Source organism: Lederbergia citrisecunda (genome assembly GCF_018343695.1).
GTDB classification, from domain to species: domain Bacteria; phylum Bacillota; class Bacilli; order Bacillales; family Bacillaceae_C; genus Lederbergia; species Lederbergia citrisecunda.
The window spans coordinates 670,408-691,155 of record NZ_JAGYPJ010000001.1; the positions used below are offsets into that span (position 1 = coordinate 670,408).

The window sequence follows — 20,748 nt, forward strand, 5'->3', positions numbered from 1 at the left end:
TTAGGCTTTTGTTTGCATACATATAAAACGAAGTAAGAAGAACGGGGGTGCTCCTACATGGAGAATAAGAATGAAGGAAACAAAGAGGAGCCATTATTATATATTCATCAGCCAAAATTTCAAAAACCAGGAAGAAAAATGCAAGATCATTACTTATCAGAAGATTTAACAGAGGATTTACAATTAGATGGAATAATACTTCAAGACGGGAATAAAAAGCAGTTGTTTACTCTTCCGCCTTTAGACAGTGAAAAGATAATAGAAGTAATTCAAGATAATGTAGATGAAAAACAAGAAGGACAACAAGAAGGACAACAAGAAGGACAACGAGAAGAACAACAAGAAGAACAAGAGGTAGAAAAGAAGCGTATCTCTGCAGCAGATTATTTTCGACGAAATCCTTCAACATCAAAAAGAAAGAATTGGAATTTCACACCAGTACAACCTTTTAAAGATATGTCCATTAAAGAAAAGCTGCAATATTTATCAGGATTTCCAAGTAGTCAACAACCTTATCCATGTGAATTCATTACAGAAAATCAGCGATATAGTGGTACTTTATCAAAATACGAAAATGATCTAATTATTGTCAAAAACCTTCAAGGAGACAATGATGAGGTGAATGTAAAAGACATACAGGCTATAAGAATAAAAATATGAATAAAAAATAAAATGGGGCACTTTGTATGCCCCATTTCATTATTCTTATTCGCAAACGCCAAGATCAACATCTGCAATACATTGCACTGCGCAGAAGCAGTGTAAGTCGACTGTAATACAGCTATTGCTTCTGGCCCAATTGTTTACCGAACAAAGAGCTTCATAGCTAAGTGTTCCATTAGGGAATAAATTTACAACCGTTTGGTCTTTTAAAGGAATTAGTACTCGTAATGTGGCACAGCAATTATCGAATATGTCTTCGACTCTAAAAAATACTGAAACACATTTTCCACCTGTACCTTTAAATAATCCTTTAAATAATTCTCCGTTTTTATTAGTTAAAGTAAAAACACGAGTATCCGAACGTTGGCGGGCTGGAAGTGCTAATTCTCCTAGAGGTTCAACAAAACAATTGGATGTGCAAGTGAAGCATTCTTCCTCCACTGCTTCATCTTGAATATCCTTAATGGCGCGGACAACTTGACATACACAGTTTTGCTGACATCCGCAACCAGAAGTGGAAGTGGAATTGGTTTCAAGCACTTCACTTGATTCCATCTCTTCAAAACTCATGGATGATATCCTCCTTATCTTTAAAATGATTCATTTACACTACTAACATATTAGGTAGTAGTCAAATGAGTTACGGACAGTCGCCCCATTTTGGGAAAATAGGCAGGTTAGGAGCTGAGGAAATGGATATTTCTTGGATTAAATTCGTATTGGTGAGTCTAGCTATATTTCGTATAACAAGACTGATTGTTTTTGACCAAATTACCGCATTTATTAGGGCTCCATTTTTAATGGAATTTGAGGAGACAAATAATTTAGGGGAAAAAGAATCTTACTTAGTACCTCGTGAAGGAGGATTACGAGGTTGGATTGGAAATCTAATAAGTTGTTATTGGTGTACAGGAATATGGACGTCCGTAGCCGTTGTATTTTTTCAATGGAAATTTCCAGTAATTATGGATCCAATCATCCTTATTTTTGGATTAGCAGGTATGGCAGCCATTATTGAAACGATAGTCCAAAATCTTTTACCGGACTAATTAGGCCTTTTTAAAAACATATTTACTGTTCATTTCATAAAATATAGAGGTTAGATTCAAAAAAATTAGGAAGTGATCTATATATGCAAATACCACCTAGAAGGCCAAAGCCCATTTCACCAACTAGACCGCAGAAATCTGGTTGTGGCTGCGGTAAACCGATAAAAAAACCAAGAGGTTATTAAAATGAATGACAATGGCAAAAAGGGATGACTCTTAAATAGGGTCATCCCTGTTTCATTATATTAAGGCAGTTTAATTATCTCAGTTTTAGTTATAGTAATTGCATGGGTTTTCTAAAAACATCCCATTATCATTCATAATTTATCAAATGTAGTGAAAAATAATGAAAACTTTACTTTATTTTCTGCGAAAGAGTGTAGGTCCAACATTCTATGCTTAAACTGGGAGGAGTCCATGGTCAAAAAAGTGCTAGTATCCGCATTAGTATGTGTAATAGTCATAATGGGCGGATGTTCTAACCAACCAAATGAAAAAAAGAGCAACGTATCTCTAATCAAGAAGACACAGCCTGCTCCTATTGAAATTAATTTTAAACAAAAGCATAATTCCATCGCTTTCCAAGTTAGAGAAGAAGTGAAAAAGATCGATGAAATTTATGATGTAGCCGTTATTGAAGGTGATCATCAAATACTTGTGTCATATAAAGTGAAGCATCTCCAACGATTTCGAATGAAAAAAATCGAGAAGAATTTGACAAAGTTATTGAATAAACAATTTCCTAACCATACATTCATCGTTTCCAGTGATTATAAAATTTTTCTAGAAGCCATTCGCTTGAAAGAAGACTTAGAATACGGCAATTTATCCAATAAAGTTGCAAAAAAGCGTTTAAATAAAATCATTAAATTAAAAAAGGAAATGACATAAAATGGCTCAAAAAAATAAAACAAAAACCCCTGAACAAATTAAATATGATCAAATGCAAAAAAAGCATGAACTTAAAAGACCGATATTAAAGAATTGTATTCGTGCTTTTTTCGTCGGAGGAACGATTTGTTTAATTGGCCAAGGTATTACTTATCTATATATTTATTACTTTGATTTTACAGAAAAAACAGCAGGAAACCCAACTGTAGCAACGATGGTTTTTATAGCAATGCTATTAACGGGATTCGGAATTTACGATAGACTAGGACAATTTGGAGGAGCCGGTAGTGCTGTGCCTGTCACAGGTTTTGGTAATGCGGTTATTTCTTCAGCTATTGAGCATCGCACGGAAGGATTTGTATTAGGAGTAGGAGGAAATATGTTTAAACTTGCTGGATCTGTTATTGTTTTTGGGGTTTTTTCAGCATTTGTAGTGGCTCTTGTTAAAACCTTCATCACCCAGTGGGGGGGATTCTAATGCTTCAAGGCTCGCAAACATGGGTTTTTCAAAATCAGCCTGTCATACTTTCAACAGGAGTCGTAGGAGGCCCTTTTGAAAAAAACTGTCGCGTAGCGAATGATTTTGATAAATTTCATGATGATTTATGGATGGGCCAAGATTCTTACGAAAAAGCCCAACGTGTATTACTGGAAGATGCTGTGCAAATTGCGCTTCGGAAAAAGGGATTAAAAGAAGATGCAGTTCAATTTTTTCTGGCCGGAGATTTAATCAACCAAATTACGCCTACCAGTTTTGCAGCCAGAACAAATCAAGTTCCTCATTTAGGGTTATTCAGTGCATGTGCTGTGTCTACACAAGGGCTTGCACTTGCTGCCATGATCATAAATAATGGCGGAGCAAAGCATATTCTTACAGGAGCTGCAAGTCATAATGCTTCTGCCGAGAAGCAGTTTCGTTATCCAACTGAATATGGTGGACAAAAGCCTCCTACAGCACAATGGACAGCGACAGGTGCTGGAGTTGCATTAGTGGGAACAAATGAAAATATTCAAAACCCTCATCCCCGTGTAGTTGCTTCTACAATAGGAAAAGTAGTCGATCTTGGGCTTTCAGATCCGTTTAATATGGGAGGAGCAATGGCGCCTGCGGCAGTAGATACGATACAACGCCATTTTTTTGATTTAAAAAGAGATCCTTCGTATTACGATTTGATTATAACTGGCGATCTTGCAGAAATTGGAAGAAATACTGCGTTGGAGTTATTCAGAGAAAAGGGTTTGGCAATAGAGGAAGAAATATTTCAAGATTGTGGTTTACTTCTTTACAGTCCTGAGCAAGAAGTTTTTGCTGGTGCGAGTGGTCCTGGGTGTTCTGCCACTGTTATGTACGGACATTTGCTTAATCAAATGGCTGAAGGGGTTTACAGGCGTATATTAGTTGTAGCGACAGGTGCTTTACTTTCACCGTTATCATTTCAGCAAAAAGAAACAATACCTTGCATTGCCCATGCAGTAGCCATTGAATTTAGTTAGATAAGGAGTGAAGAATATGCTTGCTATGTTTTTTTGGGCATTTGTGATTGGTGGATTAATCTGTGTTATCGGTCAATTGATGTTTGATGCAGCTAAATTAACACCGGCACACACTTTAAGTATTTTAGTCAGCGTAGGAGCTGTTTTGGCTGGCTTTGGCCTTTATGAACCTCTTATTGATTTTGCGGGAGCAGGAGCAACGATTCCAATCACAAGTTTTGGAAACTCACTTGTTAACGGTGCCATGGTGGAAGCTGAAAAACATGGGATTGTAGGAGTCATGACGGGGATGTTCGAAGTAACATCTTCAGGAATTTCAGCTGCTATTGTTTTCGGTTTTATCGGATCTCTTTTATTTAAGCCGAAAGGATAATTTTGGACGTTTTTTTGTATTGACACCCATTTGCCCATACAGAATATACTTTTATCACATAAATTATTAGGGATAAAACAGAAATGAGGTGAAAGTCTATGTTTGGATATGGAGGTTACGGCGGTTTTGGAGGTTACGGTGGCGGCTGCTGTGGATATGGGGGTTACGGCGGAGGCTTCTGCGGCGGAAATGCATTTGTTTTGATTGTTGTATTGTTCATCTTGCTAATCATTGTAGGAGCAAGCTTTTGCTTCTAAAACGTAAGGAAGATGGAATGCACCCAAATATGTGTATTCCGTCTTTTTTTCTTTCCCATTTCACTTATTGCGCATGAGCTTCATATCATATAAAGATGAAAGGGAGGGAGCGGCTAGCAATGGAAAATCAATTTTTTAAAAACATTGAAAAGAAAACGGGCGTTAATATGAATGACATCTTTGAATTAGCTAATTCTCTGCAAAATGCTAATTTCAAAGATGAAAAAACCGTACGTAGAATCATAAAAAGAGTATCCGAATTGGCAAATAAACCAGTTCCGAAAGAACTAGAAGATAAAATGGTTCAAACCATTATTCAAGATGGCAATAAGCTAGACCTAAGTGCGATTAGTAAAATGATGAATAAATAATAATGTAACATACTGCTCATTTAATGGGCAGTTATTTTTTGTAAGATAAGAAAGTATATACTTTTATAAGGTCGATATTATTAAACTAAGGCTTTCGTTGTCTAACTCCAGGCGCCATCACCTCGAGGTCAAATAACAGATCCACTAAAAGTCATAGTGCGACTATTGGTGGATCAGAACATTTGCTTGTAGGCGATTACGGGCGCCTTGCGCTTTTCTTGACTATTGGCTATAATATGCGCCGAGGAATCGCGTACCGCGGCAAAGGAAAGCATGTATTTGGAGCGGTAATCAATATATAATTTAAAAATGGGCATATTTATTCAATAAAATAGGGTATAGTTAAGGAAAGTACTTGTAGGGGTGAAAAGGATGGGATATATTGCACCTATACATAATTATCAATACACGCAATACCATGAAAGATTAAGGGCGAAAGCGAATAAAATAGAACCTTATCCGATCAATAAAGTTCAAAAAGTAAATTTGACTCCAGATAATAACTATAATGGCATTGAAAAAAAGTTTACATATTCAATAGAAAAAGTTACAGGAAAAGGGCGACATTTCAGCGAATATGTATAAAAGCATATTTGAAAGGAATGTCTTTTTTATGTTGACGAAAATATCCGAATCTTGTTTTTGTATTAAAGGTCATGTAAATATTGGGTACATCACAAAAAATGGTCAGGGATTATTAATCGACTGCGGATTGGATAAAGGAGCCGCCAAAAAAATCGTTAAAATCCTAAAAGAGAATCAACTCCCACTTCATTACTGTATTATTACTCATGGTCATGTTGATCATTATGGGGGAGCTGCTTACTTGCAAAAGGAATTGCAAGTTGAGCTATATTCTTCGAAGCTTGAATCATCATTTGTCGCCAATCCGATCCTTGAGCCAATTTATTTATGGAATGGCGCAATGCCAATTAAAGAATTGAGAAATAAATTTTTGGAAGGGGAAGAGGCACATATAGCAAGTTTTTTAAATGAAGGATTTCAGCAGATTGGTCCTTTTTCATTTAATGTTCTTTCTTTTCCGGGGCATAGTTATGGACAAATTGGGATATTTATTGATGAGATATTGTTTGCTGCAGACTCATATTTTGGAGTAGAGGTTCTAAAGAAACATAAAGTGCCCTTTATCGTAGATGCTAAGGCAACGTTGGAGACGCTAGAAAAAATATATAATTTTATCTGTCAAGGGGCTTTACCTGGCCACGGTGAGTTTGAAACTGATATTAAACGAACAATTTATGCAAATATTGAATGTCATGAAAATATTCTTAAATACTTACTTTCAAGGCTTGAAGTTGAAGAAAATGGTATTTCAATGGAGAATTTACAAACAATCTTTTTCCATCAATATGAATTGAGTCCTGCCAATGTTGGGGCATGGCTTTTATATAGAACGTCTTATACTGCTTATATTTCAACATTAGTTGAAAAAGGACTTGTTACCATTTCCATTCATGATCATAAATTATGGTTACGATGTTCATAAAATAAACTTATTAAAAACGTAAAGCCTCGGTCTTCTTATCACCGACCAAGGCTTGTTTTTACGTTATAATTTTTTCCATCGTCTTATGTGGAATGCCAGCATCTAAAAATTCATCAGAGACGACGGTATATCCTAACTTTTCATAAAATGGTATTGCATAGGTTTGGGCGTTGAGCTTTAGAATTACGATACCACTTTCTTTTGCATGATCCTCAATGGCTCCCATAATGATTTTCCCAGCCCCAGATCCGCGATTAAGTGATAATACACATATACGTTCTATCTTCCCTTTTCCGTCCAATACTCTAAAACGGCCAGCTCCAATCGGAGTTCCTTCAGAATATAAAACAAAATGGTCAGAATGAGGTTCGAACTCGTCTATCTCAAGTTCATATGGAACTTTCTGTTCTTCTACAAACACTTTATTTCTTATGTTATAAGCATCTTGAAGCTGAGTTTCTGTACTGACTTTTACAACGTTCATATTTACTGTGGATCCCTTCCTAGTCGAAATGTTTCATATACTGTCCAAGATTCATTTTCTAATTGGTAAACAAGATGAAAGCGGTCGATCATTTCCTCATGTTCGATTCCAAGCATACGTAAGGAACCATAAACATCTGAATGTTCATCATTCGATAACTTTTGACCGATTGTCACGTGTGGAACAAAAGGATGCTCGGATTCTCCATCTGGAATTTGCGCGTAACAATCATTATGGAGTCCTGTTAATTCTTCAATATTCTCTGCTTTAAAATATATCGTATTAGTGATAGGTTGGAATGAGCTTACTTTATTGATTTTTAAATTGAAAGGTTCATACTTTTTAGCAATTTCCTCAAGCTTTTCAGTTATTGCATCCGCATCCAAATCAGTATTAAATGCTTCTTTAATAGTTAAATGCGGAGGGATTAGGGCATAGTGTGGATCATATCGCTTTCGATAGGAATTTGCTAAATCTTGTAATTTTTTGGATGGAAAAATAACGATGCCATATTTCATTTTCTTTTCCTCCTTCTTTCATACTAATGTTATGTTTTGGCAATTATAACATTCAATATCACTATATCAAATATTTAAATTTCTTCATATAGCATTGATGCAGAAATGTGATTAAGCAAACATTTTTTGCAAAGCTCTTTTTACATCAGGTTGCCAATATTTCCACGAATGTCCACCGTCAAACTCATCATAAAACGTATGGAAACCTTTTTCTTTGAATAACTGATGAAGCTGTCTGTTTGGTGTCAGGAAATCACGATTATTCGATATTTTTACAACCGTTTCCTCTTTTCCGATAACTTGATACACGTCAAGAAGTGAGGCATTTTGATGGTTTTTAACAGCTTCAAGCACTGTCTCATTTACAAATGGAGAATGTAAGATTACTTGGCCAAAAATATTAGGATATTTTAAGGCAGCCATTAGCGAAACTGTCCCAGCTAAGCTATCTCCCATAAGTGTTCTACCTTTACCCATTCCGGTTGTAGGATATTCCTTATCTAGCCATGGGACAAGCTCGTGAGCTAAAAAACGAATATAAGCTTGATGTTGTTCACCCGATGGATGGTACTTATTTCTTCTGTCAGTAACATTTTTATAATGTATCCCAACGATAATAATATTTTCAATTTGTTTTTGATCAATCAGCTCATCAGCATAGCGGGCCAAACGTCCCATTTGAAAATAGTCTTTTCCGTCTTGAACGATGAGTAAAGAGTATTTATTAAGCGGTGAAAAAGTAGCAGGTAAATATACTAACAACGATAATGTTTCACCTAGTTCATTGCTCTTAAAATCAATATCATTAATGGTTCCTTGCGGGGATGGCATTGTCATTCCTCCCTAAAAACTTGTTGGTGAATATTTTACCACAGAAATCTTTATGAAGTGATAAAAGATGCATGTAATGTTCTTGTTATAGGTATAAAGCTCTGAAATGCCCGTTTTTTGTTCACTTAAAAGAAATTTATGATAATATTGTGGACATAATTATCCTAAAGGAGGAGAATACGTGAAAATAAAGAGTCTTTTTTTAGGTGCAGCACTTATAATCATTCTGTCAATCCTTTTAACCGGTTGTGGAAGTAGTCAAAAGGATGGTGGAAATAAATCAGGTGGTAATAAAGGAACTGAGAATGCTGAAAACGGAAAAAAGGATTATGGAATTAAATTCCTAAGTATTGCAACTGGTGGTACAGGAGGAACGTATTATCCACTTGGCGGAAATTTTGCCAGTATGATTCAAGATGCAACTGGGATTGATTCAAATGCAGTAACTTCCAATGCATCCGCCGAAAATATGGCACTTATGAAGAAAAAAGAAGTAGAGGTTGCTTTTACGCAAACAGATATCGCAACGTATGCAAATGAAGGTACGATGATGTTCAATGGTGAAAAAGTTGATAACATAAGAGGGCTTGGTACGTTGTACCCCGAGACCATCCAAATCGTTACTACTTCTAAGACAGGAATTAAATCAGTAGAAGATTTAAAAGGTAAATCCGTTTCAATTGGAGAAGCGGGGTCCGGAACGAGAGCAAACGCCGAACAAATATTAGAGATGTATGGCATGACAGTAGACGATCTAAAATCACGTAATCTGTCATTTGATGATTCCACTACAGGGATCCAAGATGGAACAATCGATGCTGCGTTCATTACTGCAGGAACACCGACTGGGGCAGTTGAAGGATTAGCTGCTACAGAAGATGTGGCTATTGTTCCAATTGATAGTGATAAAATTGATGCATTAATAGATAAATATCCGTATTATTCTAAGGAAACGATCTCATCTGGAACATATCCGTCCATTAAAACGAATATTGAAACTGTTGCTGTTCAGGCGATGCTCGTTGTCCGTAGCGATTTGAAAGATGATCTTGTGTACGATATAGCAAAAGCCATTTTTGAAAATACAGATAAAATTGGCCACGCAAAAGGGAAGCTGATCAAAGCTGAAAATGCACTAAATGGTATGGGAATTGAAATCCATCCTGGTGCAAAAAAATATTTTGATGAAAAAGGTGTTTCAGCAAAATAATAAGGTGGGAATATAGGAATAGACCGTTTCTTGCCATCCGGTCTATTCTTTCTACTTTCATTTTTTGCAACACATGTTAGGGTGGAAACCTGGAGACTATGATTGTGAAATATGTAAAAATCGTATTTATTGTCATTATCATGTTTATTATTTTTTGTATACCCTTCCAAAAATCTTTTGTGATTGAAAAAGGTATCTCTGGAAAGGTCCTCGCCTATTTTCCAATACATCAAACAAACAAAACCTTTCACATACTTTATACTCATTCCATTCATAAATCCGACGTGAAAGAGACTTACATTATTTTAAACAATAATAAAATACGCCAAATCGAGTTAATGTATGAAGATACATCGATAGGTATGCCTTCAAATGCAGAAGAAGGTGAGACATTTGAGATGGTTGAAGGAAAATATGTTATACGTAATATGAAAAGAGATTTTCAATCAATAAATATGCGTGTTGCCCAAGTAGTAGGCGATCACACATTATTTGTGAACGGATGCCAATTAAAGTTGTCTTCAATAGTGGAGCCTGGTTCATTAGTAAAGATGAAAGTAAGGCGTTTATCGTTGTGGCAGTCATGGAGAGGAGTGAATATTGTTGGTAAATCAACATGAAACCTTAACAGTAGAAAAACAACAAGAAATATTAGAGAAATATGATCCAGATTCAGCAACAAGAAAATTAAAAGGGTCGATGGGCGTCGTAGTTTTCGTAGGTTTGCTTGCATTTTCAATTTTTCAACTGTATGCATCTATAACCCAAACCGTACCAAGACAAGTATTATTGTCCATCCATCTAGGATTTGCTTTATCTCTAATCTTCATATTATTTCCAGCTAGTAGGAAAATGAGAAAAAAAGATTCAGTAGTTTGGTATGATTATATATTATCAATACTTGCAGTTGGAGTAGGTGCTTATTGGCCATTAATGTTAGATACCATTGTAAACAGAGTAGGTGTCTTGACGACTCTTGATTTAACTGTTGGAACAATTGGGATTATATTAACGCTAGAGGCAACAAGAAGGGCAGTAGGACTACCAATTACAATCATCGCTACATTATTTATCGCATATGCTTATTTTGGTCAGTCGATGCCCGGATTTTTAGCTCATCGAGGCTTGAACTTTGAAGGACTTGTAAACACAATGTTTTTTACTTCACAAGGGATTCTTGGTACGCCATTATACGTTTCCGCAACTTTTATTTTCTTATTTTTGCTATTTGGTGCGTTTCTTGTAAAAACAGGGGTTGGACAATATTTTAATGATTTAGCATTATCTATTGCTGGAAAAAGAATTGGTGGTCCAGCAAAAGTAGCTATTTTTTCAAGTGCTTTACAAGGAACAATCAGTGGAAGTTCTGTTGCAAACGTTGTTACCTCAGGCTCTTTTACGATTCCGATGATGAAAAGATTAGGGTATCGGAAGGAATTCGCGGGAGCTGTCGAAGCAGCTGCATCGACTGGAGGACAAATCATGCCACCAGTTATGGGAGCAGCAGCCTTTTTGATGGTAGAATTTATTGGTGGAATTAGTTACTGGGATATTGCAAAAGCTGCAGCTATACCAGCCATTCTTTATTTCTCAGGTATATGGATTATGACTCACTTTGAAGCAAAAAGGGTTGGTCTTAAAGGACTGACAAAAGAGCAGCTTCCGAATCGAAAAGAAGTTTTGTCAAAAATTTATTTACTAATCCCGATATTATTGGTTATTTTTCTCTTAATGAGTGGAGTAAGTGTTATGAGGGCAGCTCTTTGGTCCATTGTTGGTACGATTGTTGTTAGTGCTCTCCGCAAAGATACTCGTATTGGATTTAAAAAAATTATTGAAGCTTTAGTGGACGGTGCTCGAACTGCATTATCGGTAGCTGCAGCAACTGCTTCTGCAGGAATTATTGTAGGAGTTGTAACGAAAACAGGTCTTGGATTAAAACTAGCCAATGGTCTAGTTGGACTCGCGAATGAACAATTGCTTTTAACCTTATTTTTTACAATGTTAACATCCATTGTATTAGGAATGGGATCTCCAACGACTGCTAACTATGTTATTACTTCAACAATTGCCGCTCCAGCTATTATATTACTTGGAGTCCCGGCGCTGTCTGCTCACCTTTTCGTATTCTATTTTGGGATTGTCGCTGACATCACACCTCCAGTAGCGTTAGCTGCATTTGCCGCAGCTGGAGTGGCAGGGGGAGAACCGATAAGAACTGGGGTAAATGCATCTAAACTCGCAATTGCTGCTTTCGTCATACCATATATGTTTGTCTTATCTCCAGAATTATTAATGATTGATACAACAATCCCATATTTAATATGGGTTGTGTTTACGGCATTTACAGGAATGATTGGAATTGGTGCAGGAATTATCGGGTATTGGTATAGAAAACTGTATTGGTTTGAGCGGTTACTTGCAGTAGCTGCAGGGCTAATGCTCATGTACCCAGAAGGAATGAGCGATACAATTGGAATGATATTATTTGTGATATTAGTTGTAAGCCAAATCATGACGAAAAATAAGGGAAAGTATAGATTGGCTTAAATGTGTCTGCTTTCTTGACGGAATATCATGTACGGTCATGATGAGGTGATTATTGTGACCGTATTTTTTCGGATTACCGTCTGTAATTTTAATTTACTGGCCAGTGATTTTAGTTTACTGTCCACGAACCTGTGATTACTGGCCATAGATATAGTTTTACTGTCCGCGATCTCGATAATACATGCCGTAGATATATTTTTACTTTCAGTCACCCCGACTATACTGCTCATCTACTAAATTTACTATCTGTCATGTCTTAAAGCTGATTTTTCTGTAATTGAGAGATCATCAAAAAATGACAATCTTATGGATAAACAAGAAATCCTGAAAAAATCGTTGACTCATACCCAAGTTCATTGTATATTATTAATTGTCTAGTTTAATACATATGATCCGATAGTTCAGTGGGAGAATACATCCTTGACAGGGATGGGGTCGGGGGTTCGAATCCCTCTCGGATCATCATAGAAAAGGGGCTGGGACAAAACAGCTTCTAAATGAAAAAAAGTGAAATCGACGATGCGATTTCACTTTTTTTCACTATATTTCTCATATATGTGGACAAGATCTTACGATCTTGCCGCATATTTTCTTAAATTTACGGCCATTAATGCGAGGCCGATGTCGTTTTCAACTTTCGATTTTCCACGTACAGAAAATCGAGTGAAACCTAAATTAGCCTTCAGAAATCCAAAAATTGGTTCCACGTCAATTTTACGTTGACGATAAATAGCACCTGTTTTTTCTTCTAAAAGCTTCGCTCTAATATATTCTTTTTGTTGTTCCCACTTCTCATTTATCATCAGCTTACGTTTTTTTCCTTCTTGCGCATTTGTACAACTTTTTCGAAGTGGACAATCCGTACAGTTTTCACATTCATAGATTTTAAACGTGCGTTGGAAACCTGTTTTGTCTGTTGGATTCGAATAATATTTAAACTTCACTTGTTGTCCATTCGGACAAGTATAGGCATCGCTTTTTTCATCGTATGCCCAGTTGCCCGATTTAAACGGATCCTTTTTGTACTTTCTTTTTTGTTCGTTTAAATAGTTTCCATACGTAATCAATGGTGTACGCATGCGCATGGATAGAATATTATCATAATTTTGTTCGCTACCATATCCGGCATCTGCGACGATATGTTTAGGTAATTAGAAATTCTGCTCAATTAGATCTAGAAATGGCATAAGTGTTTTCGTGTCCGTTGGATTTGAGAAAATGCCGAAGGCAAACGTATACTGTCCTTCGGACGCAATTTGGAGATTATAACCGGGCTTTAATTGACCGTTTTGCATATAATCATCTTTCATTCGCATAAATGTCGCATGGTGGTCTGTTTTCGAATAACTATTCCGTGTACTAAATATTTCGAAGTCTTTTTGTTATTTTTTCTTTCGTTCAATCCATTCATAAACTTGTTTCACAATTTGTTTCGGTGTTTTTCGTTCGCTACGCAATTTTTTGCGTCCATAGACATCATTAGAATTTTCGATTTTCCCCGTATATTCTTCAATGACTTCTTCTATGTTTTCGGCGATATGAGATAGCTCTTCAATTGAAAGTTGTTCGTTGTTTTCTCGTGTCATTTCAGGGGTGATTTGTTTTTCAAGTAGCTCATTGTAAAGCTGATTCGACTTCTCAACCAGATTCTTATGATATTTTTCAGCGGATTTCTTCCATACAAAGGTGAATTTATTGGCGTTAGCTTCGATTTTTGTACCATCAATAAAAATTGCTTCCTGATCGATTAGCTTTTCTTGCACAAGCTGACAGCGGAATTGAATAAAGCACTGACGAATCAACTCTTTCATTTCTGGATGTATACGGAATCGATTGATTGTGCGATAACTTGGCTCATAGCCTTGGGCTAGCCACATCATATGCATACTATCTTTCACAAGATCCTCGATTTTCTTCTACCAGAGAAAGCGGATTGCGTATAACCACATAAAATTATTTTAAGCATCATGCGTGGGTGATAGGCAGGGCAACCTGTATGGCGTAAGAAAGAGTCGAAGGCTCTCTCAGGAATACTTTCTACTAAATGATGAATAGAAAAAGCAACATCGTTTTCTTGTAATTTCACTTCTAAATCTAAAGGTAAAATCAGTTGATTTATGTTATAATCTTTAAACATAAGGACACTTCTTTCTGATTTAAATTTGGTATGGGTACTTAAATTTTATCAGAAGATGTCCTTTTTATTATGAAAAAAAATCAAAGCCTGTGAAATTTTACTCCTCGTAAAATTTCACAGGCTTTTTAGTGTTTAGAGGAGGGTTTTGTCCCAGCCTCTTTTTTCTTTTTTCATTACTATAGAAAACGATCTTACTTAAAAGGAAAAAAACGCATAGAACATTATTATATATAAATGTTTATATATAAATATTTACATATATAAAATAATGAGCTACACTTTTGGTAACAATTATAAGTTGAAAGGGAAGATGAATTTGTTACTTAAAGAAAATATCGCGTTTCGAAATTTATTTATTGGAAGAATTCTATGTATATTTGCTGATTCGGTTTTGTTTTTTTCTTTATTAAAATGGTTAGAGGTCCAATCAACATCCAGTAATAATTTTACATTGTTTTATATTGCTTTTTATCTCCCTGTATTTCTTTTTGCACTGCCTATTGGTGCTTGGATCCATAATAAAACATTACAAAAAGTAATGATGTATTCAAATTTTGTGCAAGTTTTCGTGATTATCCTTTTTTTATTATTTATTCCCTACATGTCTTATCAATGGGCTTATCTTTTATTAATCGTTATAAGTATTTTAGGCCTGTTTTTCGTACCTGCTAATCAATCACTTTTACCACATATTGTAGAAAATGATGATCGTCCAAAGGCTAATAGTTTATTACAATTAGGATATACAGCAGTAAAAATACTAGGACAAATATTTACAGCTTCAATGATTAAAGCATCTTTTTCACCAGTATCACTATTAACAGTCTCTGTTGGCTTATTAATTGTTTCAATATTTTTTATTAAAAACATAAAACCAATGGTAAGGATGGAACAAATAATAAAACAAAATCAATGGAAATTAATAATAGAGGGGGTTAGTTATGTCGTAAAACAACCTCAATTAAAGGCATTATTTTTATTCTTAGCATTGGCAATGTTATTTGCGACATCGGTTGATTTAATTTTAATTTCTTTTTTGAGTGATATACTGCATGTAGGAGTCGAAAATTTAAGTTTTATTGGAACTGCATCGGTATGTGGGATAGCTATTGGAGCAACAATTGTTCCTAAATTCTATAAAGAAGTAGAGAGAAAATGGCTCATGATACCACCATTATTTGCATTGAGCATTAGCATAGGTAGCCTTTTTTTTATCACAAATTGGGTTCTAATTCTACCGTTTTTCTTTTTTCAGGGGATTGCGTTAGGTTGCTTTAATGTAACGTTTGTCACGTACTTACAAGATGTTATTTCAAGTGATAATTACACTAGGACCTTTAGTCTGTACAACATGATGCTCAGCTCAATGGCATTGCCGGGGATAATGATGGCGGGATTATTTATTAATAACATAGGTGTTCTAAAAACGATCCTTGTTATTTCTTTTATTATATTTGTGATCGGCATTGTAGGAATCTATTTTACTCCTAAATTGGGGCATGGGCAGATAAAAGAAAAAAATCTTAATGAAGCAATGTGAGATTAGAAAGATATTGAAAGGGTGAAAGTAATGTCTTTGCGCTTTGGAATACTTGGATTATTAAGTGAGTGGGAGGCCAGTGGATATGATATAAAAAAAGAATTCGATGATCTCATGAGTATTTTCTGGCATTCTCATTTATCGCAAATATACCCGGAATTAAATAAACTTGAAAAAGAAAATTTAATCAGTAGCAAATTAATTGCTCAAGAAGGAAAACCTGATAAAAAAATATACACAATTACAGAAAACGGTAAAGAAGAGTTAATGAAATGGTTACTTGCTCCGACTGAATCTCCGAAACTTAAAGATGTTTTCCTGATGCAAACCTTCTTTATGGATAATATTTCTGTTGAAGAGGTAGTTTTCAAACTCAAAATGTATAAAAAAGAGCGTACTCAAAGATTAGATAAGATGAAGCAAATTATGATTGAAAGATTGAAAAGTATAAAAGAAAGGAATGTAATGAAGGCAAGAATCTTAATGAGTTCAGTAGTGTTAAAACGTGGATACGAACAAGAACTACAATATATTAGATGGTGTGAGGATACAATTAATTTAGTAGAGTCATGTAAGTTTCTATGGGAAAAATCTGAAGGGAAAAGATCAACAATCATACCCTTTTCAGACGTTGAAGAAATGTTTATGAATTATTTTTCGGATATGATAGAAGAATATTAGAATTTTACATAAAAAAATTGTTGAGATTAAGGAATGGGATTTGAAATTCCTCTCGGATCTTATAAGAAAAAGGCGCTTTTTATTACGGATAGCGTCTTTTTCATTTTTTTTGCCTTAGATATTTTGTTTTATTTATATCTATACAATGTAATCCATAAATTATAAGAAAAGTAAAATTTGAAGAAAAAGGGGGAGAATAAAAAATAAATGCTTCTTTACATTATGCTGACTCTAAAAGTGGAATGGTAAATTACTGATTAGTAACTCGTTGAGTGAGAAACTTACGAAGAAACATTAATGAATTTTCATTTAGGGGGCGTACGAATGCATTTTAGTTTAAAGCGTGCTAAAGAACTTTACCATGATGTTAAATGGAAAAGGATAAATCCTGCCCAAACATTAGCTTTAGGATTTTTTTTCCTCATTATAATTGGCACGTTGCTTTTAATGCTCCCTTTTGCAACAAAAGATCGACACCATCTTGATTTTATTGATGCTTTGTTTGAAGCCACTTCGGCTATTTGTGTGACAGGCTTAATCGTAGTGGATACTGAAACTACTTTTACTCTATTTGGGCAAATCGTATTAATGATCTTGATTCAAATCGGTGGACTTGGCTTTATGAGTTTAGGAATTCTTATCGCGTTATTTCTTGGGAAAAATATTGGCTTAAAACGTAGGCTATTAATTCAAGAATCGTGGAATCTTCTTTCAATCGGGGGAATTATTAAAGTCGTTAAATTCGTATTTCGCTTCACAATTATTATTGAAGGAATTGGAGCGATCATTTTAGCGATTCGATGGGGAGGCGAATACGGTTTTCCGCTGTCGATTTACTACGGTATATTTCATTCAATCTCTGCTTTCAATAATGCAGGGTTTGATCTTATGGGACATTTTCAAAGCGTCACAAAATACGCGGGAGATTTCACTATCATATTGACCCTTAGTTCGTTATTGATAATTGGAGGAATAGGCTATACTGTCTTTTTGGATGTTGTAAAGAAAAAATCGATAAAAAAACTTTCATTACACTCAAAAATTGTTCTGTTAACGACACTCATTCTTAACGTTCTGGGTACTTTATTAATATTTACTTTAGAATATCATAACCCTGGCACAATTGGAGATTATTCATTAAAAGATAAAATACTATCTTCTTATTTTCAAGCAGTAGTTCCAAGGACAGCTGGTTTTAATGCTGTGAACATGTCTGAACTAACATTAAGCTCACAATTTATTACAATTATCCTTATGTTTATTGGTGGGGGCTCAGGAGGAACAGCAGGAGGAATAAAAGTTACCACTTTCGCAATTATTCTTCTTGCTGTATGGAACCATATAAGAGGGCATTCAGATGTGAATATTATGGAACGACGTATTCCAAAGGATCTTATATATAAAGCTTTTACGATAACTGTTTATTCTGTATCCATTGTCCTTTTGATTTTGTTTATATTAACATTGACTGAAAAAGCACCGATGAATGTCTTACTGTTTGAAGTAGTGTCTGCTTTTGGAACTGTAGGAATATCGTTAGGATTGACACCTGAATTAAGTGATGTCGGAAAAGTGGTAATATCGATATTAATGTTTATGGGTAGAGTTGGCCCTCTTACTATTGCTTTTGCCCTTGCAAAAGCTAACAATACACAACCATATAAATATCCTGAAGAGAGAATCATGCTTGGATAATTGCAAAACAAAAGCCCTAAAAACACTTAGGGCTTCTTCCCATATCAAATTTAAATGTTAAAAGTCATAATAGATGCGATGGTCATAACAATACCTGTAATAATGTATATTTGTATTGTTTTTTGATTTGCTTCCAGTAGTTTAGGAATGTTATTCATATGTTGTCTTGTGATTTTAATTGATTTAATAGCAAGTGGTAAACTAATGAAGCCTAAAAGCCAAAATGGATTTTTTAATAAAATGGCAAGAAACAATAAACTTAAATAAGCTCCACCGTATAATAATCCATAAATGATAAGCCCATTTTCCTTGCCAATTCTAACAAGCCAGTTGCGCTTGCCACCTTGTATATCGGCTTCATAGTCTGGATATTGGTTAATCCATAGAACCGCCGTAATTAAAAATGCGACTGGAAGACCTGCAATTACAACTTCCCAGCTCCAAGTGCCAGTAAGTAATAAAAAAGTTCCACACATGATTAACGGTCCGAATGCTAAGCCGACTGCAAGTTCACCCATGCCCCGATAATTTAATTTAAAGGGTGGAAGGCTATAAAAGACGGCTAGAGCTAACCCAATCATGCCAATCCAAAAAATTGATGGTTCTCTTAGTACCGCAATGAAGAATCCGATGATGAAAGCTCCTAACAACGTAAGAACAGCAATAACCATCGTTTCTTTCATTGTTAATTTTCCATCTACTATTGTTTTTTTACCACCACTAAAAGGGTTTCTCTTATCTTCCGTAATAAAACGATCCACTCCAGTTTGGTAGTCAACAAATTCATTAACAGCATTTTTACCAATTTCAATTAAGTAGATTCCTAGGAGGGCAAGTACAAACCACCCAACATCTAATGTTTTTGTGTAACCATAAGACAAAGCCGCCGCGATAAACATTGGAATGGTAGATGCAATCCAAATTTTCGGATCAGACAATTGCCAAAAGCCTTGCCAAATTCTTTCCATCATGGTCACCCTCATTCTTATATATTTTTTTAGTAGATATTGTGAAAAACTTCACAATATCTACTTTTATTTTAGCATAATTTTCTTGTAAATGAGTAAGTTAATTTGTTTTTGTAGAGGATTTTTTGTGAAATAATATATTCTAATACGCGAAACTAATTATTTTTTTGTTAAAATGGTTAATACGATGTTTTTTACTATGGGAAGAGGGAAATCAATGAGTAAATTATCTTCATTAACAACAATGTTTGCTTCCTTACAATGGTTATTTTTTATTTTTGCCAATATCGTTGTCGTTCCTGTATCTATAGGATTTGCCTTCGATCTTTCGTCGGCAGATATTGCTTCTATTTTAAGAACGTCTTTGATTGTAACAGGAATAGCTTGTATGTTACAGGGGCTTTGGGGACATCGCTACCCTTTAATGGAAGGGCCGTCGGGAGTTATATGGGGAATGCTTTTGAATTTAAGTTTATCTGCCCCAGTTCTTGGATTGAGTTTAACGGAAGTAGGGGGAGGCATTGCAACGGGGATGTTACTTGCTGGTGCCGCTACCCTTCTAATTGTTGTTCTCAAACTCATTCCATTCATTAAAAAAGTCTTCAGTCCAATGGTGCTGAGTGTTTATTTATTCCTCCTTACCTTTCAACTTGTTTTTGTATTTTTTAAAGGGATGCTAAAGGTAAATGAGGATGGGACGTTGGATTTACCAATAACTTTATTTTCATTTTGTATTGCAATCTTAGTGGCGCTTATAAAAGTAAAAGGTAGTAAGATGGTCGGGAATTTTTCCATTCTAATTGGTATGATAGGTGGTTGGATTTTGTACAGTTTACTTTTTCCGACTGAACAACAATTAAGCACGGGGGCTGTAGGTCTTTTCAACTTGTTTCCTCTTGGGAAGCCTAATTTAGAGTTAGGAATTATTGCTATTACATTTTTAGGTTGCCTTATCAATTTAATCAATACCATTACATCTATCCAAGCTGCTTCTAAATTAATGAATGAAAAAGCAGAAATGAGTCAATATCGAAATTCGTATATATTGACAGGTCTTTATACTTTTGCAGCGTCTTTGTTTGGGTTAGTTTCTTATGCACCATTTGCATCATCAATCGGATTTTTGGAAAGTACACAGATTTATAAGAAAAAACCTTTTATTATAGGCGGAGCACTGATTTCTTTACTCGGAATCGTTCCGTATTTTTCTTTACTACTTGCAACATTGCCAATTACAGTCGGAAACGCAGTTCTTTTCGTAGCTTATCTTCAATTGTTTGGAACTTCTTTAAAAAGTTTAGGTGGGTATTCGTTTAATTCCATAACAATCCATCGAATTGCCGCTCCTGTTCTCATTGGAGTTTGTTTAATGACTGTTGGAACGGAGCTTTTTAGCAATTTTCCAGCGGTGATTCAGCCTCTTATCAGCAATGGATTTATAATGGGAGTATTAATATCTATTTTTCTAGAAGCTGTAGTAAATTGGGATACATTAGGATTAGAGAAAATATCGGCAGAATAACTGATAG

At 35.2% G+C, this 20,748-nt stretch carries 22 protein-coding genes, 1 tRNA gene and 1 pseudogene; 18 read left to right on the forward strand and 6 right to left on the reverse strand.

Features of this window, described 5'->3' with window-relative positions; translation table 11 throughout:
• Positions 1-57 precede the first annotated feature (57 nt).
• Positions 58-660 carry a CotO family spore coat protein gene (locus tag KHA93_RS03400; RefSeq protein WP_213109430.1) on the forward strand — a complete coding sequence of 201 codons (603 nt, stop codon included), beginning with the start codon at positions 58-60 and terminating at the stop codon, positions 658-660.
• 45 nt (positions 661-705) lie between these two features.
• Here the strand turns inward: KHA93_RS03400 and KHA93_RS03405 are convergent, their stop codons facing one another.
• Positions 706-1,233, reverse strand: coding sequence for a CotY/CotZ family spore coat protein (locus KHA93_RS03405; protein ID WP_213109431.1), 528 nt, complete (start codon positions 1,231-1,233; stop codon positions 706-708).
• A 122-nt stretch (positions 1,234-1,355) separates the two neighbouring features.
• Between KHA93_RS03405 and KHA93_RS03410 the strand changes: the two genes are divergently transcribed.
• The 9 genes from KHA93_RS03410 to KHA93_RS03450 all read left to right on the forward strand — a co-directional run bounded on the left by KHA93_RS03410 (position 1,356) and on the right by KHA93_RS03450 (position 6,605).
• Positions 1,356-1,712 carry a DUF1360 domain-containing protein gene (locus KHA93_RS03410; protein ID WP_213109432.1) on the forward strand — a complete coding sequence of 119 codons (357 nt, stop codon included), beginning with the start codon at positions 1,356-1,358 and terminating at the stop codon, positions 1,710-1,712.
• A gap of 417 nt (positions 1,713-2,129) precedes the next feature.
• Positions 2,130-2,603, forward strand: coding sequence for a sporulation protein (locus KHA93_RS03415; RefSeq protein WP_213109433.1), 474 nt, complete (start codon positions 2,130-2,132; stop codon positions 2,601-2,603).
• Between the two features lies 1 nt (position 2,604).
• Positions 2,605-3,081, forward strand: a complete 477-nt coding sequence (gene spoVAC, locus KHA93_RS03420; protein ID WP_213109434.1) for a stage V sporulation protein AC — start codon at positions 2,605-2,607, stop codon at positions 3,079-3,081.
• The gene (spoVAD, locus tag KHA93_RS03425) at positions 3,081-4,097 is read left to right on the forward strand and encodes a stage V sporulation protein AD (RefSeq protein WP_213109435.1); all 1,017 of its coding nucleotides are present in this window, start codon (positions 3,081-3,083) and stop codon (positions 4,095-4,097) included. The genes spoVAC and spoVAD overlap by 1 nt, the downstream gene beginning before the upstream one ends.
• A 16-nt stretch (positions 4,098-4,113) precedes the next feature.
• Positions 4,114-4,470, forward strand: a complete 357-nt coding sequence (spoVAE, locus tag KHA93_RS03430) for a stage V sporulation protein AE (protein ID WP_213109436.1) — start codon at positions 4,114-4,116, stop codon at positions 4,468-4,470.
• A 98-nt stretch (positions 4,471-4,568) separates the two neighbouring features.
• Positions 4,569-4,727 carry a YjcZ family sporulation protein gene (locus KHA93_RS03435; RefSeq protein WP_213109437.1) on the forward strand — a complete coding sequence of 53 codons (159 nt, stop codon included), beginning with the start codon at positions 4,569-4,571 and terminating at the stop codon, positions 4,725-4,727.
• 119 nt (positions 4,728-4,846) lie between these two features.
• Positions 4,847-5,098: a sporulation-specific transcription regulator SpoVIF gene (gene spoVIF / locus KHA93_RS03440; protein ID WP_213109438.1), complete on the forward strand. Its 252-nt coding sequence runs from the start codon at positions 4,847-4,849 to the stop codon at positions 5,096-5,098.
• Between the two features lie 372 nt (positions 5,099-5,470).
• Entirely contained in the window at positions 5,471-5,683 is a 213-nt protein-coding gene (locus tag KHA93_RS03445) for a hypothetical protein (protein ID WP_213109439.1), read from the forward strand.
• Positions 5,684-5,711: 28 nt separating this feature from the next.
• On the forward strand, positions 5,712-6,605 hold the full coding sequence (locus tag KHA93_RS03450; protein ID WP_213109440.1) for an MBL fold metallo-hydrolase: 894 nt from the start codon (positions 5,712-5,714) through the stop codon (positions 6,603-6,605).
• 58 nt (positions 6,606-6,663) lie between these two features.
• Here the strand turns inward: KHA93_RS03450 and KHA93_RS03455 are convergent, their stop codons facing one another.
• From KHA93_RS03455 to KHA93_RS03465, 3 genes are all read right to left on the reverse strand, one after another.
• On the reverse strand, positions 6,664-7,089 hold the full coding sequence (locus KHA93_RS03455) for a GNAT family N-acetyltransferase (protein ID WP_213109441.1): 426 nt from the start codon (positions 7,087-7,089) through the stop codon (positions 6,664-6,666).
• A 2-nt stretch (positions 7,090-7,091) separates the two neighbouring features.
• The gene (locus KHA93_RS03460; RefSeq protein ID WP_213109442.1) at positions 7,092-7,607 is read right to left on the reverse strand and encodes a YjcG family protein; all 516 of its coding nucleotides are present in this window, start codon (positions 7,605-7,607) and stop codon (positions 7,092-7,094) included.
• Positions 7,608-7,718: 111 nt separating this feature from the next.
• On the reverse strand, positions 7,719-8,438 hold the full coding sequence (locus tag KHA93_RS03465) for an alpha/beta hydrolase (protein WP_213109443.1): 720 nt from the start codon (positions 8,436-8,438) through the stop codon (positions 7,719-7,721).
• Between the two features lie 181 nt (positions 8,439-8,619).
• Between KHA93_RS03465 and KHA93_RS03470 the strand changes: the two genes are divergently transcribed.
• The 4 genes from KHA93_RS03470 (at position 8,620) to KHA93_RS03485 (ending at position 12,660) form a co-directional block, all read left to right on the forward strand.
• Positions 8,620-9,648 carry a TAXI family TRAP transporter solute-binding subunit gene (locus tag KHA93_RS03470; RefSeq protein WP_213109444.1) on the forward strand — a complete coding sequence of 343 codons (1,029 nt, stop codon included), beginning with the start codon at positions 8,620-8,622 and terminating at the stop codon, positions 9,646-9,648.
• Positions 9,649-9,752: 104 nt separating this feature from the next.
• Positions 9,753-10,268: a DUF1850 domain-containing protein gene (locus tag KHA93_RS03475; RefSeq protein ID WP_213109445.1), complete on the forward strand. Its 516-nt coding sequence runs from the start codon at positions 9,753-9,755 to the stop codon at positions 10,266-10,268.
• A complete protein-coding gene (locus KHA93_RS03480) occupies positions 10,252-12,198 on the forward strand; it encodes a TRAP transporter permease (RefSeq protein WP_213109446.1) in 1,947 nt (648 codons plus the stop codon). Before KHA93_RS03475 ends, KHA93_RS03480 begins: the two co-directional genes overlap by 17 nt.
• Before the next feature lie 390 nt (positions 12,199-12,588).
• Positions 12,589-12,660: transfer RNA gene (locus KHA93_RS03485), tRNA-Val, on the forward strand.
• 116 nt (positions 12,661-12,776) lie between these two features.
• Here the strand turns inward: KHA93_RS03485 and KHA93_RS03490 are convergent.
• Positions 12,777-14,335: pseudogene (locus KHA93_RS03490) on the reverse strand (IS1182 family transposase); the annotation flags it as partial.
• A gap of 310 nt (positions 14,336-14,645) precedes the next feature.
• Between KHA93_RS03490 and KHA93_RS03495 the strand changes: the two are divergent.
• From KHA93_RS03495 to KHA93_RS03505, 3 genes are all read left to right on the forward strand, one after another.
• Positions 14,646-15,875 (forward strand): MFS transporter, encoded by a 1,230-nt coding sequence (locus tag KHA93_RS03495; RefSeq protein WP_233711032.1) that lies wholly within the window; start codon positions 14,646-14,648, stop codon positions 15,873-15,875.
• A 30-nt stretch (positions 15,876-15,905) separates the two neighbouring features.
• Positions 15,906-16,556, forward strand: a complete 651-nt coding sequence (locus KHA93_RS03500; RefSeq protein ID WP_213109448.1) for a PadR family transcriptional regulator — start codon at positions 15,906-15,908, stop codon at positions 16,554-16,556.
• A 324-nt stretch (positions 16,557-16,880) separates the two neighbouring features.
• On the forward strand, positions 16,881-18,251 hold the full coding sequence (locus KHA93_RS03505; RefSeq protein WP_213109449.1) for a TrkH family potassium uptake protein: 1,371 nt from the start codon (positions 16,881-16,883) through the stop codon (positions 18,249-18,251).
• A gap of 50 nt (positions 18,252-18,301) precedes the next feature.
• Here the strand turns inward: KHA93_RS03505 and KHA93_RS03510 are convergent, their stop codons facing one another.
• On the reverse strand, positions 18,302-19,222 hold the full coding sequence (locus KHA93_RS03510) for a prenyltransferase (RefSeq protein WP_233711033.1): 921 nt from the start codon (positions 19,220-19,222) through the stop codon (positions 18,302-18,304).
• Positions 19,223-19,436: 214 nt separating this feature from the next.
• Here KHA93_RS03510 and KHA93_RS03515 point away from each other — a divergent pair, with 214 nt between their 5' ends.
• Positions 19,437-20,741 carry a uracil/xanthine transporter gene (locus tag KHA93_RS03515; RefSeq protein ID WP_213109451.1) on the forward strand — a complete coding sequence of 435 codons (1,305 nt, stop codon included), beginning with the start codon at positions 19,437-19,439 and terminating at the stop codon, positions 20,739-20,741.
• Positions 20,742-20,748 lie beyond the last annotated feature (7 nt).

Bases quoted from the DNA above. Each gene is read 5' to 3' on its own strand.
- KHA93_RS03510 (WP_233711033.1), bottom strand. From the start codon at position 19,222: ATGATGGAAAGAATTTGGCAAGGCTTTTGGCAATTGTCTGATCCGAAA.
- KHA93_RS03505 (WP_213109449.1), top strand. From the start codon at position 16,881: ATGCATTTTAGTTTAAAGCGTGCTAAAGAACTTTACCATGATGTTAAA.
- spoVAE (WP_213109436.1), top strand. From the start codon at position 4,114: ATGCTTGCTATGTTTTTTTGGGCATTTGTGATTGGTGGATTAATCTGT.
- KHA93_RS03455 (WP_213109441.1), bottom strand. From the start codon at position 7,089: ATGAACGTTGTAAAAGTCAGTACAGAAACTCAGCTTCAAGATGCTTAT.
- KHA93_RS03500 (WP_213109448.1), top strand. From the start codon at position 15,906: ATGTCTTTGCGCTTTGGAATACTTGGATTATTAAGTGAGTGGGAGGCC.
- KHA93_RS03450 (WP_213109440.1), top strand. From the start codon at position 5,712: ATGTTGACGAAAATATCCGAATCTTGTTTTTGTATTAAAGGTCATGTA.
- KHA93_RS03495 (WP_233711032.1), top strand. From the start codon at position 14,646: ATGAATTTGTTACTTAAAGAAAATATCGCGTTTCGAAATTTATTTATT.
- KHA93_RS03515 (WP_213109451.1), top strand. From the start codon at position 19,437: ATGAGTAAATTATCTTCATTAACAACAATGTTTGCTTCCTTACAATGG.
- spoVAD (WP_213109435.1), top strand. From the start codon at position 3,081: ATGCTTCAAGGCTCGCAAACATGGGTTTTTCAAAATCAGCCTGTCATA.
- KHA93_RS03415 (WP_213109433.1), top strand. From the start codon at position 2,130: ATGGTCAAAAAAGTGCTAGTATCCGCATTAGTATGTGTAATAGTCATA.
- KHA93_RS03400 (WP_213109430.1), top strand. From the start codon at position 58: ATGGAGAATAAGAATGAAGGAAACAAAGAGGAGCCATTATTATATATT.
- KHA93_RS03460 (WP_213109442.1), bottom strand. From the start codon at position 7,607: ATGAAATATGGCATCGTTATTTTTCCATCCAAAAAATTACAAGATTTA.
- KHA93_RS03435 (WP_213109437.1), top strand. From the start codon at position 4,569: ATGTTTGGATATGGAGGTTACGGCGGTTTTGGAGGTTACGGTGGCGGC.
- KHA93_RS03445 (WP_213109439.1), top strand. From the start codon at position 5,471: ATGGGATATATTGCACCTATACATAATTATCAATACACGCAATACCAT.
- spoVIF (WP_213109438.1), top strand. From the start codon at position 4,847: ATGGAAAATCAATTTTTTAAAAACATTGAAAAGAAAACGGGCGTTAAT.
- KHA93_RS03410 (WP_213109432.1), top strand. From the start codon at position 1,356: ATGGATATTTCTTGGATTAAATTCGTATTGGTGAGTCTAGCTATATTT.
- KHA93_RS03405 (WP_213109431.1), bottom strand. From the start codon at position 1,233: ATGAGTTTTGAAGAGATGGAATCAAGTGAAGTGCTTGAAACCAATTCC.
- KHA93_RS03465 (WP_213109443.1), bottom strand. From the start codon at position 8,438: ATGCCATCCCCGCAAGGAACCATTAATGATATTGATTTTAAGAGCAAT.
- spoVAC (WP_213109434.1), top strand. From the start codon at position 2,605: ATGGCTCAAAAAAATAAAACAAAAACCCCTGAACAAATTAAATATGAT.